13 protein-coding genes are annotated in these 13,957 nt (G+C 70.2%); all 13 read left to right on the top strand.

The window, feature by feature from the left end:
* Positions 1-48 precede the first annotated feature (48 nt).
* The 13 genes from AB0A95_RS17920 to AB0A95_RS17860 all read left to right on the top strand — a co-directional run bounded on the left by AB0A95_RS17920 (position 49) and on the right by AB0A95_RS17860 (position 13,899).
* A complete protein-coding gene (locus AB0A95_RS17920) occupies positions 49-1,191 on the top strand; it encodes a DUF916 domain-containing protein (RefSeq protein WP_357556841.1) in 1,143 nt (380 codons plus the stop codon).
* 11 nt (positions 1,192-1,202) lie between these two features.
* Positions 1,203-2,810 (top strand): TIGR03773 family transporter-associated surface protein, encoded by a 1,608-nt coding sequence (locus AB0A95_RS17915; RefSeq protein WP_357556887.1) that lies wholly within the window; start codon positions 1,203-1,205, stop codon positions 2,808-2,810.
* Positions 2,807-4,390: an anchored repeat ABC transporter, substrate-binding protein gene (locus tag AB0A95_RS17910; protein ID WP_357556840.1), complete on the top strand. Its 1,584-nt coding sequence runs from the start codon at positions 2,807-2,809 to the stop codon at positions 4,388-4,390. The genes AB0A95_RS17915 and AB0A95_RS17910 overlap by 4 nt, the downstream gene beginning before the upstream one ends.
* Positions 4,390-5,382, top strand: a complete 993-nt coding sequence (locus AB0A95_RS17905) for a choice-of-anchor M domain-containing protein (protein WP_357556839.1) — start codon at positions 4,390-4,392, stop codon at positions 5,380-5,382. Before AB0A95_RS17910 ends, AB0A95_RS17905 begins: the two co-directional genes overlap by 1 nt.
* Positions 5,379-6,122 carry an anchored repeat-type ABC transporter ATP-binding subunit gene (locus AB0A95_RS17900; protein WP_357556838.1) on the top strand — a complete coding sequence of 248 codons (744 nt, stop codon included), beginning with the start codon at positions 5,379-5,381 and terminating at the stop codon, positions 6,120-6,122. The genes AB0A95_RS17905 and AB0A95_RS17900 overlap by 4 nt, the downstream gene beginning before the upstream one ends.
* The gene (locus tag AB0A95_RS17895; protein WP_357556837.1) at positions 6,122-7,039 is read left to right on the top strand and encodes an anchored repeat-type ABC transporter permease subunit; all 918 of its coding nucleotides are present in this window, start codon (positions 6,122-6,124) and stop codon (positions 7,037-7,039) included. Before AB0A95_RS17900 ends, AB0A95_RS17895 begins: the two co-directional genes overlap by 1 nt.
* 61 nt (positions 7,040-7,100) lie before the next feature.
* A complete protein-coding gene (locus AB0A95_RS17890; protein ID WP_357556836.1) occupies positions 7,101-7,757 on the top strand; it encodes a choice-of-anchor M domain-containing protein in 657 nt (218 codons plus the stop codon).
* Positions 7,754-8,407 (top strand): choice-of-anchor M domain-containing protein, encoded by a 654-nt coding sequence (locus AB0A95_RS17885; RefSeq protein WP_357556835.1) that lies wholly within the window; start codon positions 7,754-7,756, stop codon positions 8,405-8,407. The genes AB0A95_RS17890 and AB0A95_RS17885 overlap by 4 nt, the downstream gene beginning before the upstream one ends.
* A 235-nt stretch (positions 8,408-8,642) precedes the next feature.
* Positions 8,643-8,783: a transcriptional repressor gene (locus AB0A95_RS17880; protein WP_357556886.1), complete on the top strand. Its 141-nt coding sequence runs from the start codon at positions 8,643-8,645 to the stop codon at positions 8,781-8,783.
* A 391-nt stretch (positions 8,784-9,174) separates the two neighbouring features.
* Entirely contained in the window at positions 9,175-10,518 is a 1,344-nt protein-coding gene (locus AB0A95_RS17875; protein WP_357556834.1) for a Y4yA family PLP-dependent enzyme, read from the top strand.
* The gene (locus tag AB0A95_RS17870; protein WP_357556833.1) at positions 10,515-11,834 is read left to right on the top strand and encodes a pyridoxal-phosphate dependent enzyme; all 1,320 of its coding nucleotides are present in this window, start codon (positions 10,515-10,517) and stop codon (positions 11,832-11,834) included. Before AB0A95_RS17875 ends, AB0A95_RS17870 begins: the two co-directional genes overlap by 4 nt.
* Entirely contained in the window at positions 11,803-13,026 is a 1,224-nt protein-coding gene (locus AB0A95_RS17865) for an aminotransferase class V-fold PLP-dependent enzyme (RefSeq protein WP_357556832.1), read from the top strand. Before AB0A95_RS17870 ends, AB0A95_RS17865 begins: the two co-directional genes overlap by 32 nt.
* Before the next feature lie 192 nt (positions 13,027-13,218).
* Positions 13,219-13,899: a class I SAM-dependent methyltransferase gene (locus AB0A95_RS17860; RefSeq protein ID WP_357556831.1), complete on the top strand. Its 681-nt coding sequence runs from the start codon at positions 13,219-13,221 to the stop codon at positions 13,897-13,899.
* Positions 13,900-13,957 lie beyond the last annotated feature (58 nt).

The following is a 13,957-nucleotide window of genomic DNA, read 5'->3' as shown; positions in this document are numbered from 1 at the left end:
CCCACCCCGCTTCACCTGTCGTATCCAGGAACGGAACGAATCCCCGCCATGCGTCTGCTCGCCGCCATCGCCACCGGCATCGCCCTGCTCGGCGCGGCCCCGGTCCCGGCTCCGCCCACGCCCCCCGCACCGTCGGCGTCTGCCGTGACGTGGGGAGTGACGCCGTCGAGTGCGAAGGGCCCGAACGGTCGGCCGGCGTTCACCTACAAGCTCGATCCCGGTGCCACCCTGACCGACTACGTCGCGGTCACCAACCACTCGGCGCGCCCGCTCACCCTGAACCTCTACGCCAGCGACGCGTTCACCACCGCGCAGGGAGGGTTCGACCTGCTGGCCGGTGCTCAGAAGCCCACCGACGTCGGCGCCTGGGTTCGCTTCGCCGGCGGCACAGTGACCATCCCGTCCGCGTCCCGCCTGGACATCCCGTTCACGCTCACCGTGCCGGGCAACGCCACGCCCGGGGACCACGCTGGCGGGATCGTCACCTCGCTCGCCGCCACCGCGGCAGACGTGCAGGGCAACCAGGTCGCCGTCGACCACCGGGTCGGCGCGCGGATCTACCTGCGGGTGAGCGGCAAACTGCAACCGGCGTTGACCGTCGAGGACCTTCGGGTACGGCACACCGGCTCGCTCAACCCCCTCGCCGGTGGCACTCTCACCGCGACCTTCACCGTCCGCAACACCGGCAACGTCCGGCTCACCGGGCAGCCCACGCTCGCCGCGACCGGCCCGTTCGGCCTCGGCCGGCGCCTGACCGACGCGGCGGCGCTGCCGGAGATCCTGCCGGGCGGCGAACTGACCACCACCGTAGGCATGACGGGCGTGCCGCCACTGTTCCGGCTGACCGCGAGCGCCGCCGTCACACCCGCCGCCGTGGGTGACCAGGTTCTCGATCCGGAGCCACGAAGCGACACGGCGCGGGCCACCGTCTGGGCAATGCCCTGGCCGCAGCTGGGTCTGCTGGTCCTGCTCGCCCTCGTCGGCTGGGCGCTGATCGCCGCCCGCCGACGGCGGGCCCGACAGATCGCCCGGGTGGTAGCCGCTGCCCGGGAGGAGGGCCGTGCAGAGGCCAGCCGTGCCGCGCCGGCCCTCTCGACCGCGTCGGGTGACGGCAGCGCCGCCAGTCACGTCGTCACGGTGCGGCACCACGTCGATGAACCACTACGAAGCCGTCTGGGGAGCAAGCAATGAGGATGAGAACCATGCGCGCCGGTGCCGCCGGTCTTGCGCTGGCCGTACTGGCGTTGGCTCTTGGGGGTGTGCCGGCGGCCGCGGAACCGGCGGCGGTCACCGCGGCCGGCGCGGACCTGGTGTCCGTCGCGCTCGACGGCGACTCGATGTCGCTGCGGCTGCGTGACGCCGCGCAGGTGTCCCGCGACGCGGCTGGACACGACCCGGCCGACGTGGTGCTCGGGCCGGCTGGCGGGCTGGCCGGCCGAGTGCCGGCAGGCAAGGCCTTCGCCTTCCTCGGTTCGCCGGGGCACGCTGTGTGGTCACTGTCCGCCGGCGACAGCGGGTTCCCCACGCTGGACACCACCGGGGTACGCCCCGGCGTCGTCACCGACGACACGGTGGCTCTCACCGTGCGTTCGGTCGAGGGCCCGGGAACGTTCACGGCGTACACCCTGTCCGGTCTTGGCACGGCGACCCCGCTCTTCGGCAGCGGCGCGGGTGTGGCGCGGACGGCGCGGCTGCCGGTGGCGACGCGTACCGGCGGCGTGGTCTGGGCCTTCGACGCGGCCGGTGACTACCGGCTGGCCCTGACCGGTTCGATCACCCTGCGCTCCGGCCGGAAGGTCAGCGCAGAGGCGACGTACCGGGTGCGCGTGCCGGCGATCAGCCCGGTCGAGCAGGCGCCGCTTGCGCCTCCGGCCAAGCGGGTGCCGGGGGCCGACGAGCAGTCGGCAGCACGCGCGTTCGCCGCACCCGCGGCTGCGCCGAAGGCCGCCACTGCGCCGGAGCCCGCGGCTGCCCCGAAACCCGCCGCAGCCCCACCGGCGGCGGCCGCGAAGGCGGCGGCCACCGCCGCCACCGGCGCCCGCCAGGTGATTGCCGACGGGCACGTCGACATGGGCCCCCAACTGTCCGCGGACAAGTGGACGATCCGGATCAAGGACGACCGGACCAGCCCACCGGCCTGGCGGGAGACCTCCGACGTGGTCCTGCACGTCAAGGACAACGCGAAGATCACGGTGCCGGCGGGCGCCGACTTCCTCGGCAAGCAGGGCGACGCCGTGTGGCTGCTGCCGCAGTCCCAGCAGGCGGGCATCGTCTGGCCCGGCTGGAACACCCAGCACGAGTCCGTCGTGTCGGGGGTCAGGGGCAACGTCACCTGGACGCTGAAGGGCGTCAACGGGCCCGGACGATTCGCCCTCTTCCTGACCGGCTCGTTCGGCAAGGCCGACGTGCTGTTCGACTCGGCCAATCCGTTTCCCCAGCAACTGAGCGTTCCGTTGAACACCCACGCGCACGGCAACTGGGCGTTCAGCAAGCCCGGCCTGTACCGCCTCGCCGTGCAGATGAACGGCACCACCAACGCCGGCAAGGCGGTTACCGACACGAAGACGCTCACCCTCGCCGTCGGCGACAGCACCGACCCGAACAGCGGCCTCGGTTCCGGCAGTGGCAGTGGTGCTGACGGTGACAGGAACGGCGGTGCGGCTCAGGGTGGTGGCGGGCCCCTGCCGCGTACCGGTGTCGGCTGGGTGCTGACGGCCGGAGCGGTCGGCATCGTCTTCGTGGCGGTCGGGGTTCTGCTGGTGGTGTTGGGCCGTCGCCGCCGTGCCGGCCTTTCGACGGCAGACGCATGAACCCGCAGGTCGTGCCACGGCTGCGGCAGGCGATCCTGTCGCTGCTGATCCTGGGGCTGGTCGCCGGCTGCCGGTCGGAGGTGGCGTTGAGCGCCGACGACGACCGGGTCCAGGTCATCACGACCACCGGCATCCTGCGGGATCTGGTGAGCAACGTCGGTGGTGAGCGGGTGGCCGTCACCTCCCTGGTGCCCGACAACGCCGACCCGCACAGCTACGAGCCGTCGCTGCGCGACGTCCGGGATGTCGTCTACGCCGACGTCGCGTTCAGCAATTACCTGCTCCTGGAGGAGCAGGCCGTCATCAAGGCGCTGGACGCGAACCTGCGCGACGGCGTACCGAACATCTCGCTGGCCGAGGGCGCGGTGAAGTACGCCGCGGAGATCATCCCCCTGGTTGAGGACGTGTCGCTGGACACCATCTGGTTGGGCATGCGCGTACGCGGCACCGGTGCGGCGCAGGGCGCGAACCGCGCCTCCGACGTGTTGCTCAGCGCGACCGCCGCGGACGGGCCGGGTCGGGTGCTCGGGTACCTGACCGAGTCGTTCGGCAACCCGTCGTTCTCCGTCGACTCCGGCGACGGTTTCGACGCCGCCAACGGGTACCGGGGCGACACCGCCACGTTGCCACCCGACGCCCACACCCACATGAGCTGGGCGTTCACGAAGCCAGGTGTCTACCGGCTGACCATGCGGGCGCACTTGGCGGTGACCCCCGAGACCGCCCCCGTGCCCCTGGGGGAGCAGGTGTTCACCTTCGCCGTCGGAGTGGACCCGCACTCGGTACCAGGCATGGCGGGCGCGCAGGTGCTGAACTCCGGCCACGCCGACGTCACTGTCGACCTCGACGAGCGGCGGCTCTACCTGTTCGCCGATCCGGAGGGCAGCGGCGAGGCCAACCAGCGGGTGTACGACCCGGCCGGCACCGTGATCGAGGTGCCGAACAAGGCGCTGCTGGAGGTGCCCGGTGACCGCAGGTTCCGGTTCCTCGGCCGGCCTGGCACCCAGGTCTACCAACTTCCGCAGGCGGTGCTCGGCAAGCACGTGCACGGCGAGATCGACCCGCACCTGTGGCAGAACGTCCGCAACGCCATCTCCTACGTGGAGCTGATCCGGGACACCCTGGTCGGTGCCGACCCGCAGGGCGCGACGGACTACCGCAGGAACGCCTCGGCCTACATCCGGGAACTGGAGATGCTCGACACCCAGGTCCGGGACACCATCGCCCGCATCCCGCCGTCGCGCCGGCACCTGGTCAGCACCCACGACGCGTTCGGCTACCTGGGCCAGGCGTACGGGGTCCAGATTTCCGGCTTCGTCACCCCGAACCCCGCCACCGAGCCGAGTCTCGCCGACCGCCGCCGGCTCACCGAGACGATCCGCAACCTGGGGATTCCCGCCGTCTTCCTGGAGCCCAACCTGGCAGCCCGGTCCACCACCCTCACCGAGGTCGCCCGCGAAGAGGGGCTGCGGGTCTGCCCGATCTACGGCGACACCTTCGACCGGGACGTCACCACCTACGCGGACATGATGCGGTTCAACGCCGAATCGCTGCACGACTGCCTGACCACGGACAAGTGATGGAGGAACCAGTGACGGCAGGACGGGCGCGACGCCGCCCCCGCACGACAAGCGCCATCCTGCGATGCGCGGTGGCCATGGTGATCGTGCTGGCCACGACGCAGACACCGGCCCGGGCCGAGGAGCCGACACCGGTCCTCAGGCAGTCGATCGCCGCCGACCAGCCCCTGGCCACCGGCCGGGCGGAACTCGCCACCGGGCACGTCGACCTCGGCCCCCGTTACGTCGACGACCGGTGGACACTGCTGATCCACGATGGCACGCAGGCGCGACAGGTGTGGCGCAACCCCGACGAGGCCCTGCTCCGGGTCTCCGACGCCGCGCTGCAGACTGTTCCCGACGACCCCGCGTACGCCTTCCTCGGCGTCGATGCCGGCAAGCGGGTGTACGTGGTGCCGCAGACCCAGAACCAGAACGTCGTCTGGCTCGGCTGGAACACCCAGGACCCGCGGGTGATGCAGACCATCGACCGGGGCGTCACCCTGACCCTGCTCCGCGTACGGGGACCGGGAAACCTCACGACCTACCTACAGTCGGGCAACTTCGCCGCACCTCAGCCGCTCTGGCGCTCCGCCGATTCCACCGCGCAGCCGTTCTGGGCCGAGGTCAACACCCACACCCACGCCAACTGGGTGTTCACCGCACCCGGCGTCTACCTGGTCGCGGTGCAGGCGTCGGCCGATCTGATCAACGGCGAGACGGTGTCGGCGACCCGCACGCTGCGCTTCGCCGTGGGCGACACCACAAGCGCCGACGAGGCATTCGCCGCCGCTGCGGACGTCCCCACCGCAGCAGGGCAGGCACCGACCGGCGAGGCGCGGGCCTCGGACGACGAGCCAGCCGGCCCGTCCACGACTCTGCTGCTCATCGCGCTGGGAGGCGCGGCCGCCCTGCTCGCCGTCGGACTGGTCCTCCTGCTGCTGAGGGGACGCGGCGCGAAGCGCCGGGCCGAACAGGAACGCGCCGCCGCACCGTCGGAGGGCCAGCGGTGAGAGCGCTCGACATCGAAGGATTGGACGTGGACCTCGGCGGCCGGCCCGTCCTGCGGGACATCCGGCTGCACCTGGACCGGGGCGAACTGGTCGGGCTGCTCGGGCCCAACGGCGCCGGGAAGACCACCCTGCTGCGCGCCATCCTGGCACTGACCCGCACCCGCGGCGGCACCGTGACGGTGGAGGGCAAGCCGCCGCGTCCCGGCCGTTCCGAGATCGGTTACGTGCCCCAGCGCCACGAGTTCACCTGGGACTTCCCCGTGTCGGTCGAACAGGCAGTGCTGAGCGGCCGGACCGGCCGCATCGGCTTGCTGCGCCGACCTGACGTCGCCGACTGGCGGACGGTCGGCGACGCGCTGGAGCGCGTACAGCTGACCGGGTTGCGGCGCCGGCCGGTCGGTGAGCTGTCCGGCGGGCAACGTCAACGCGTCCTGGTCGCGCGAGCCCTTGCCCTCGCGCCGCGCATCCTGTTGCTGGACGAGCCCTTCACCGGACTCGACATGCCCACGCAGGAACTGCTGGGCGACCTGTTCACCAGCCTGGCGGCAGAGGACCGCGCGGTGCTGATGACCACCCACGATCTCGTCGCGGCGGTGGACTCCTGCACCCGTCTGGTCCTGCTCAACGGCCGGATCATCGCCGACGGGCAGCCGGCGGACCTGCGGGACGCCGAGCCGTGGACGAAGACCTTCGGGGTGAGTGAGACCTCCCCCCTGCTGAAGCTCGTGAGGGCAACCTGATGTCGATCACCGATTTCCTCACCGACCTGCTCAACGCCGATCTCGCGTTCCTGCCCAAGGCGTTGGCGATAGCGGTCATGTCCAGCATCGTCTGCGGTGTCGTCGGCTGCTACGTCGTCCTGCGTGGCATGGCGTTCATCGGCGACGCCGTGGCGCACGCGGTCTTCCCGGGCATCGCGGTCGCCTTCGTCCTACAGGGCAGCCTGGTGCTGGGTGGCGCCGTCGCCGGTGTCACCACCGCCCTGCTGATCGCGATCTTCTCGCAGAACCGGCGCGTCAAGGAGGACTCGATCATCGGCGTCTTCCTGGTCGGCGCGTTCGCCCTCGGCATCGTGATCATCTCGCAGGCTCCCGGATACGCCGGATCGCTGCAACAGTTCCTCTTCGGCTCGATCACCGGTATCCCGGACCGGGACCTGTACGTCGTCGGGGGCACCGGCCTGGTCATCCTCGGCCTGGTGCTCGCCCTGCACAAGGAATTCGTCGCGGTCTGCCTGGACCGGGAGATGTCGCGCGCCATGGGGCTGTCGGTCTTCTGGCTCGACATAGTGCTCTACGTCCTTGTCACACTGGCCGTGGTGATCTCCCTGCAGACCATCGGCAACATCCTCGTCCTGGCCCTGCTGATCACCCCCGCGGCGGCAGCCCGCCTCCTCACCGACCGGCTCGGCGTCATGATGCTGCTCGCCCCGCTGATCGGTGGCGTCTCGGCGATCGTCGGGCTGTACCTCTCCTGGAGCTACGACACGCCGGTCGGCGGCACCATCGTCCTGGTCGCCACAGCGGTCTTCCTGGCCGCCTGGCTGTTCGCCCCGCGACACGGCCTCCTGACTCGACGGTGGCGACGCCCTGGCGGGCAGGAACTCGGCGATGACGCGTATCCGAGTCCTCGTCCAGCCCTATCGCAGGCTAACTAAAACGACTATCGTTTTCATTAAGCGTCGGTCCGCTCGGGACCTTCGCAGGAGAGGAGTCTTCGTGCGTAGCACCATGCGTCATCTGCTGGCGTCAGGTGTCCTGGGCGTGGCGTTGGTCGCCACGGCCCTGCCCGCCCAGGCCGCCCCCACGGCCGCCGTGGTGTTCAACACCGGCCATCTCGACCTCGTGGACGTGGCCTACGAGGACGGCGCGCTGGAGGTCGGCGTCCATGACGAGGACAACGACGTCGAGTACGGCGCCGGCGAGGTCAAGCTGATCGTCAAGCGCCAAGCCAAGGTCACGGTCCCTGCCGACCCCGCGTTCGCCTTCCTGGGCACCCCGGGCGTGTCCACGGTGTGGGTCCTGCCGCAGATCCAGAACTCCAACCTGATCTGGCCGGGCATCGCGGCCGAGGAGATCGGAGTCGGCGTCTTCGCGGGCGACGCACTGACGCTGTCAGTGAGGTCGGTTGACGGCCCCGGTCAGCTCGCGATCTACACCGAGAACGCCGTCGGCCAGCCAACCGTTCTGGCGGACAGCGGCGACGGCCTCCCGGACGCCATCACGGTGACAGCCGGTGACCACTCGCACGCCAACTGGGCGTTCGACAAGGCCGGCGCCTACCGCGTGACCGTGCGCGCCACCGGCACCCTGGCCGCCACCGGCCAGCGGGTGACCTCCGAGCCCGCCACGCTCCGCTTCACGGTCAAATCATGAACACCATGCGCACCCGCAACCGGGTCTTCGCCGGTCTGATCCTGGCCGCCGCACTGCTCGCCGGGACCGCCACGCCCGTCGCCGCGGCGCCGATAGTGCTCTCCAGCGGCCACGTCGACGTGATCGACGTCGACTACGCCGCCGGCGCGCTCACCGTCAACGTCCTGGACGGCACTGGCGGCACCGCCGTCGAACGCAACCCCGCCGACGTGCTCTTCCGAGTGGCGAACACCGCCAAGATCACCGTGCCCAGCGGCTCGGCCTGGTCCTTCCTCGGCACGGTTGGCCAGGCGTGGGTCCTGCCGCAGTCCAGCACCGCCGGCCTGCTCTGGGCTGGGTGGAACACGACCGAGGTGCCCGGCGGTGTCTTCCAGAACAATCGGGTCACCTTCAAGCTCACCAGCGTCTCCGGCCCCGGGGGCTTCAGCATCTACACCGTCTCCGGCGGCACCCCCACCGTGCTCTTCGACAGCGGGAACGGCCTACCGGACAGCCTCAACGTCAACTACAACACCCATGCCCACGCCAACTGGGGCTTCGACGCCGCCGGCACCTACGCCGTCACCTTCGAAGTCACCGGCAAACTCGCCTCCAGTGGCGCCACGGTCAGCTCTGGCGCCAAGACCTTCACCTTCGAGGTCCTACCCTGACCCGTTCCACGCCGGCGGGGCGGCGAACTCAGCTCTAACTTGAACTGGTTATCATTTCGTCGGTCCGTCGAGGAGTGTGGTACCTCCGGTGGGCGGACCAGGGGAGGCGTGGCGGTCTCGGTGACGAGGCTGCCACGCCGCCACAGGACGTGGCACGGGCCCGAGGGGCGTGGCCATGAGTGGCATATCGCCCGGTGCCAGCCGCGCCACCCGGTAGCGCGCCGAGGCGCGGGCGCTGCTGGAGGAGTCCGACCAGTTCCGCAGTGCGCAGCGGCTGTATGCGGACCTGCGGGCCCGCGACGTGGCGGTCGGTCTGACCACCGTCTACCACGCCATGGAGATATTCGGAATCTGCGCGGCCGGTGCGGAAGGCTGAACTGCGGACGCGGGTATCTCCCGCATCGAGCGTGCTCAGGGCCCGGCAGAGGACAGTGGTTCCGCACCGTTGTCTTCGGGGTTGCTGGATATTCCACGGATGCATTGACGGCGGCTGCCATATATGCGCACTCGTGTATATCAGGTAAAGCGTCCAGCCGCTCGGTTGCCACCTCTTGGCGGGCGTCGGAACATCGGTTACGTTGAAGCAGGCCGTCGTCACGATGGGTTTTCCGGCGAGAGGGGTGGCGGCGTCCGTGGCGCCACGACTCACCTGAGGAGTCGCATTGCCCCTTTACCTGTCTCCGCGAATCGATCCGACACTGCAGTCGGCACTCGACGAAACCGCGTTAATGGCCCAGTTAACCGACGCGTTGGGATCCCCGCTTGGCGTGATTCTCCCACAGCAGTTGGCAAAGAATGTCGCAGCATTCCGTTCGGTCTTTTCCGATCATCGCCTCTCCGGTCAGGTCTATTACGCGCACAAGGCCAACCGGTCCAGCGCCCTGGTGCGCGAACTCGCCGCCACCGAGGCGGGCATTGACGTGGCGTCGCTCGCCGAGCTGCAGCACGCGCTCGGCGCCGGCTTCGTGCCGCAGCGGATCATGGCGACCGGGCCCAAGAACGAGGAGTTCCTCTGGCTGTGCGCCCGCACCGGGGTCACCGTCAGCGCTGATTCGGTCGGTGAGTTGACGGCGCTCGCCACTCTGGTCACGGATTGGTCGTTGCCACGCGTACGGGTGATGGTCCGCCTGTCGGGCTTCGCCTCGACCGGCGTGCAGCTCGGCAGTCGCCGCAGCCGCTTCGGGGTACCGGCCGCCGCGGTGAGCGAGGTCCTCGACGTGATCGAGAAACACACCGACGCCCTGGACCTGGTCGGAGTGGCGTTTCACCTCGACACGATCGGGCTGCCGGAAAAGGCGGTGGCGTTGGAGGGCTGTCTCGGCGCGCTCGACGAGTGTCGCCGACGCGGTCTGCGGCCCTGGTCGGTGGACATCGGCGGTGGGTTCGGCGTCGACTACCTCGCCGACGGCGCGCAGTGGGAGCGGTACACCTCCGCGTTGACCGAGGCGGTGCTCGGCCGGCGGGCGCCACTGACCTGGAACGGGCACGGTTACGGGTTGCGTGCCGAGGGTGGCCACGTCCGGGGTTCGCTGAACCTGTACCCCGCCCACCGGCCTGTCTCCGGCCCCGCGTACCTCGATCGGCTGCTGCGAACGACCGCGCCCGAGCAGCGCCGCCCTCTGGGCACACTGTTGTTGGACCACATGTACGACCTGCACGTCGAGCCGGGTCGGGCCCTGCTCGACCAGTGCGGCCTGGCCCTGGCCAGCGTTCTGGAGGTCCGTGACGAGTCCAACGGCGACACGATCGTGCGACTGGACTGCAACGCACGCGATGTCAGCCTTGAGGAACACGGAGTCCTGATGGACCCGGTCGTCGTGCACCGGACGACCCCGGCCGCTCCGGGACCGGTAGGGGCGTACCTGTTCGGCAACCTCTGTCTCGAAGCGGATCTCATCACCCGACGCAAGGTCTTCCTGCCGTCCCGGCCCCGCACCGGCGACCTGCTGGCCTTCGTCAACACCGCTGGCTATCTCATGGACTTCAGCGCCACGCAGGCGCTGCGTCAGCCGGTCGGCCGCAAGGTCGCGCTGTACCGCGACGACGGCGCGTGGCGCTGGTGTCTCGACGAGCAGTACTGGCCGGTTCACCATCGTGCGGAGGCGCCATGAGGTTCGAGAGCATGACCGAGGCCATCGGCAACACCCCGCTGGTGCGCATCGACCCCGCCGTGCACGGTCTGCGCCACATCGACCTGTACGCCAAGATGGAACTGCTCAACCCGTTTGGCTCGCTGAAGGACCGCGCCGCGTGGAACATGGCCCGACCCCTGCTCGCCCAGGCCGTTGAGCGCGGCGACACCGTCGTCGAGTTGTCCAGCGGCAACACGGCCAAGGCCCTCGCGGTCATCGCCGGGATGCACGGGCTGACTTTCAAGAGCGTCACCAATCGCATGAAGGTCGCCGAGATCAAGGATCTGCTGCTGTTGCTCGGCGCGGAGATCGACGAGCTGCCCGGCCAGGCCGAATGCCTCGACCCCACCGACACCGACGACCCGCTGACCAGGATGTACCACCGGCTCGCCGGATCGGGCGGCGGCTACCTGCACACCGACCAGTACTTCAACGAGCTCAACGTCGACGCGCACCTCAACGGCACCGGCCCGGAGATCGTGAAGGATCTCGACGGTCGAGCCCCGGACTACTTCGTCGCCTGCGTCGGGACGGCCGGCTCCTCCACCGGCGTGGCGGCCGCGTTGCGCCAGCACAACCCCGACGTGCGCGTCGTCGGGCTCGTGGCGCACAAGTCCGACTTCATCCCGGGGATCCGCACCATCGACGAGGTGCACGAGGTCGGCCTGTTCGACCCCGACGTCTACGACACCCTGGAGACGATCACCGCTGACGAGGCCATCGATGGGCTGCTAACTCTCGTACGCCGATGTGGCACGCTCGCCGGGCCGACCGGTGGCGGCGCCTACCAGGGCGCCGTACGCCACCTTCGCGCCGTCGACGCGCAGCTCACCGAACGCCGTACGGCGGTCTTCATCGTCTGTGACCGTGTCGAGAGCTACATGAGCTATCTGCGGGAACGGCGCCCCGAGCTGTTCGGTCGACCACCGCGGCGAAACTCCGTCCGGACGGTGACCGACGCGGACCTGCGGCAGGCGGCGACCGTCGACGTCGCGGCAGCCGAGCGGTGGGTCGCCGAGCGCCGAGGGCTGGTGGTGGACCTGCGGAGTCCGTTCGCGTACCAGGCGTTGCACATCGACGGCTCGCTCAACATCGTCGACGAACTCTTCGCCGAGTTGCTGCACGGCGGGCTGCCGTTCGGGCGTCGTCAGCCGGTGCTGCTGGTCTGCCCGGTGGGGGAGAAGTCCGCCCGCTACGCCGCCCTGCTGACCCGGATGGGCCATCCCGACGTCCGCTCACTCGACGGCGGGATCATCGCCTGGCGTGACGCCGGCGCCGAACTCGTGCGCGACTGACATGGAGGCCCTCGACCAGCTGCGCCCGTGGCAGGAGAAGCTGCGCGATCAGTTCCCGCTCATCACCGCCAACCCCGACGTGGCGTACCTGGACAGCGCCGCCACCTCGCAGAAACCGCGGGCGGTCCTCGACGCCGTCCTGACCTACCTGACGACGGGCAACGCCAACGCCGCCCGGGGCACCTACCCGTGGGCGAACCGGACCACCACCCGCATCGAGCAGGCCCGCGACCGGCTGCGCCGCTTCCTCGACGATCCGGCGCCGCAGCGCTCGGGTGTGCACTTCGTCAGCGGCGCCACCGAGGGCCTGCGCGCCATCGCCCGCGACTGGCTCGCCCCGCAGCTGCGCGACGGCGACGAGATCATCGTGCCGTTCGCCGACCATGCCGCCAACAACGAACCCTGGGTGGAAACCGCCGAGCTGCTGCGTCGCCAGGGCCTGGCCATCGGCGTACGGGCGATGCCCTACGACGCCGCCCACGACTACGACACCGACCGGCTCACGGGGATGATCAATGACCGGACGCGCCTGGTCGCCGCGACCCACGTGCACCACGTCTACGGCAACGACATGAACGTGCACCGGCTGCGCGCGGCGGCCGGACCCGACATCCCCATCTGCCTCGACGCCGCGCAGGGCGTGGGGCACCTGCCGCTGTCCACCACGACGACCGACGTCGACTTCGTGGTGTTCTCCGGGCACAAGACGATGGCGCTGCCGGGCACCGGCGCGATCTGGGCGCGCAACCAGCGCGGTCCGGCCTACGCGCCGGGCGGCTGGACCGGCTCACCCAACACCAGCGGCATCATCAGCCTGGTCGCCGCACTGGACTGGCTCGACGCCGCCGGCCTGGATCGCGTCGCCCGGTGGAACACCGCGCTCGGCACCCGGCTCACCGACGGGTTGCGCACGATGTCCAACGTCGAGGTGCTGGGCTGCCAGAGCAGCCTGGCCGCCGGCACCCCGGTGCAGCGGCGCCAGGGCATCGTGGCTTTTCGTCACCGCCTGATCGGCTCGAACGACCTCGGGTTCATCCTGGCCGCGCACGGACTCCTGGTCCGCGCGGACGGTCACTGTCAGGGCGACCAGGGCGAGAAGACGGCATCCGTACGGGTGAGCCTGCACGTATACAACACCGCCGAGGAGGTGGACCGGCTCCTGTCGGTCCTGGCGGAGCTTGACCGCTATTGACCGACACGCACCGGGATATGCCGGTTCTGTCGTCGCGGATCGCCTATTCTGTCGGAAATGGCTTCCGTTATCGTGTGGCCTTCCCGTCCGCACGTCCTCCCGGAGTGCACCATGGCAGCGACCGCCCGCGCCCCTGGCGCCGTGCTCGACCGCACGCAAGCCGTCCGGTTGCGCACGGCATGGTCTGAGGTCATGGCAGGTTTCGTGCCGCACCTCGCCAGCCTTGAGGAGACGCTGTGTCGCGTCGCCGGGGCTGTTCGCGGTCGTGCGCCCGGCCGGGTGCTCGACCTGGGTGGCGGACCGGGGCTGCTCGCCGAGCGGATGGCTCGGCAGTGGACCGGTGCCGCGATAACCCTCATGGACATCGATCCCGTCCTGCTCGCGCTGGCACGCGGTGCCCTGGCCGATCAGGTGCGGTCGCTGGAGGGTGACCTGTCGACGCGGGGCTGGGTGGCCCGTACAGGTGGCGGCTATGACCTGGTCACCGTGGTGATGACCCTGCACTATCTGCCACCGGCTCAGGTGCGTGCGTTCTACGACGACGCCCGTCGTTGCCTGGCGCCCGGCGGGCTGCTCGTCGTCGCGGACCTCATGCCCGACGAGGGACTTCCGTCTCTGATGAGTGCCTTGGACCCGGCGCCGGGCGAAGCCGCCGCGGAGTTGGCCTGGGCACAGTGGTGGAACGACATCGGGGAGGTGGAGGAGCTGCGTCCGTTGCTGGCGCAGCGGGCGGCGATCTTCGAGAACCGCCCACCGGCCGAGTTCACCGCCCCGGGCTCCTGGCACGCGAACGTGGCCCGTGCGGCCGGCTTCGGCGAGGCCGGGATCCTCTGGCGGTGTGGCCGGCATGCGGCGCTGACGGCCGTGGCCTGAGAGTCGGCCGCTCGCTCCCCGACCGCTGCGGGGCGACACATGCACGTGTGGTCATCTC

Source organism: Micromonospora sp. NPDC049230 (genome assembly GCF_040647875.1).
Classification (GTDB): domain Bacteria; phylum Actinomycetota; class Actinomycetes; order Mycobacteriales; family Micromonosporaceae; genus Micromonospora.
Note: the sequence above shows the minus strand (reverse complement) of the source record. Positions and strands in the feature narration are given on the sequence as shown.

Excerpts from the sequence above, each read along its gene's own strand:
- AB0A95_RS17920 (WP_357556841.1), top strand. The coding sequence starts at position 49 with ATGCGTCTGCTCGCCGCCATCGCCACCGGCATCGCCCTGCTCGGCGCG.
- AB0A95_RS17915 (WP_357556887.1), top strand. The coding sequence starts at position 1,203 with ATGCGCGCCGGTGCCGCCGGTCTTGCGCTGGCCGTACTGGCGTTGGCT.
- AB0A95_RS17910 (WP_357556840.1), top strand. The coding sequence starts at position 2,807 with ATGAACCCGCAGGTCGTGCCACGGCTGCGGCAGGCGATCCTGTCGCTG.
- AB0A95_RS17905 (WP_357556839.1), top strand. The coding sequence starts at position 4,390 with ATGGAGGAACCAGTGACGGCAGGACGGGCGCGACGCCGCCCCCGCACG.
- AB0A95_RS17895 (WP_357556837.1), top strand. The coding sequence starts at position 6,122 with ATGTCGATCACCGATTTCCTCACCGACCTGCTCAACGCCGATCTCGCG.
- AB0A95_RS17885 (WP_357556835.1), top strand. The coding sequence starts at position 7,754 with ATGAACACCATGCGCACCCGCAACCGGGTCTTCGCCGGTCTGATCCTG.
- AB0A95_RS17870 (WP_357556833.1), top strand. The coding sequence starts at position 10,515 with ATGAGGTTCGAGAGCATGACCGAGGCCATCGGCAACACCCCGCTGGTG.
- AB0A95_RS17860 (WP_357556831.1), top strand. The coding sequence starts at position 13,219 with ATGGCAGGTTTCGTGCCGCACCTCGCCAGCCTTGAGGAGACGCTGTGT.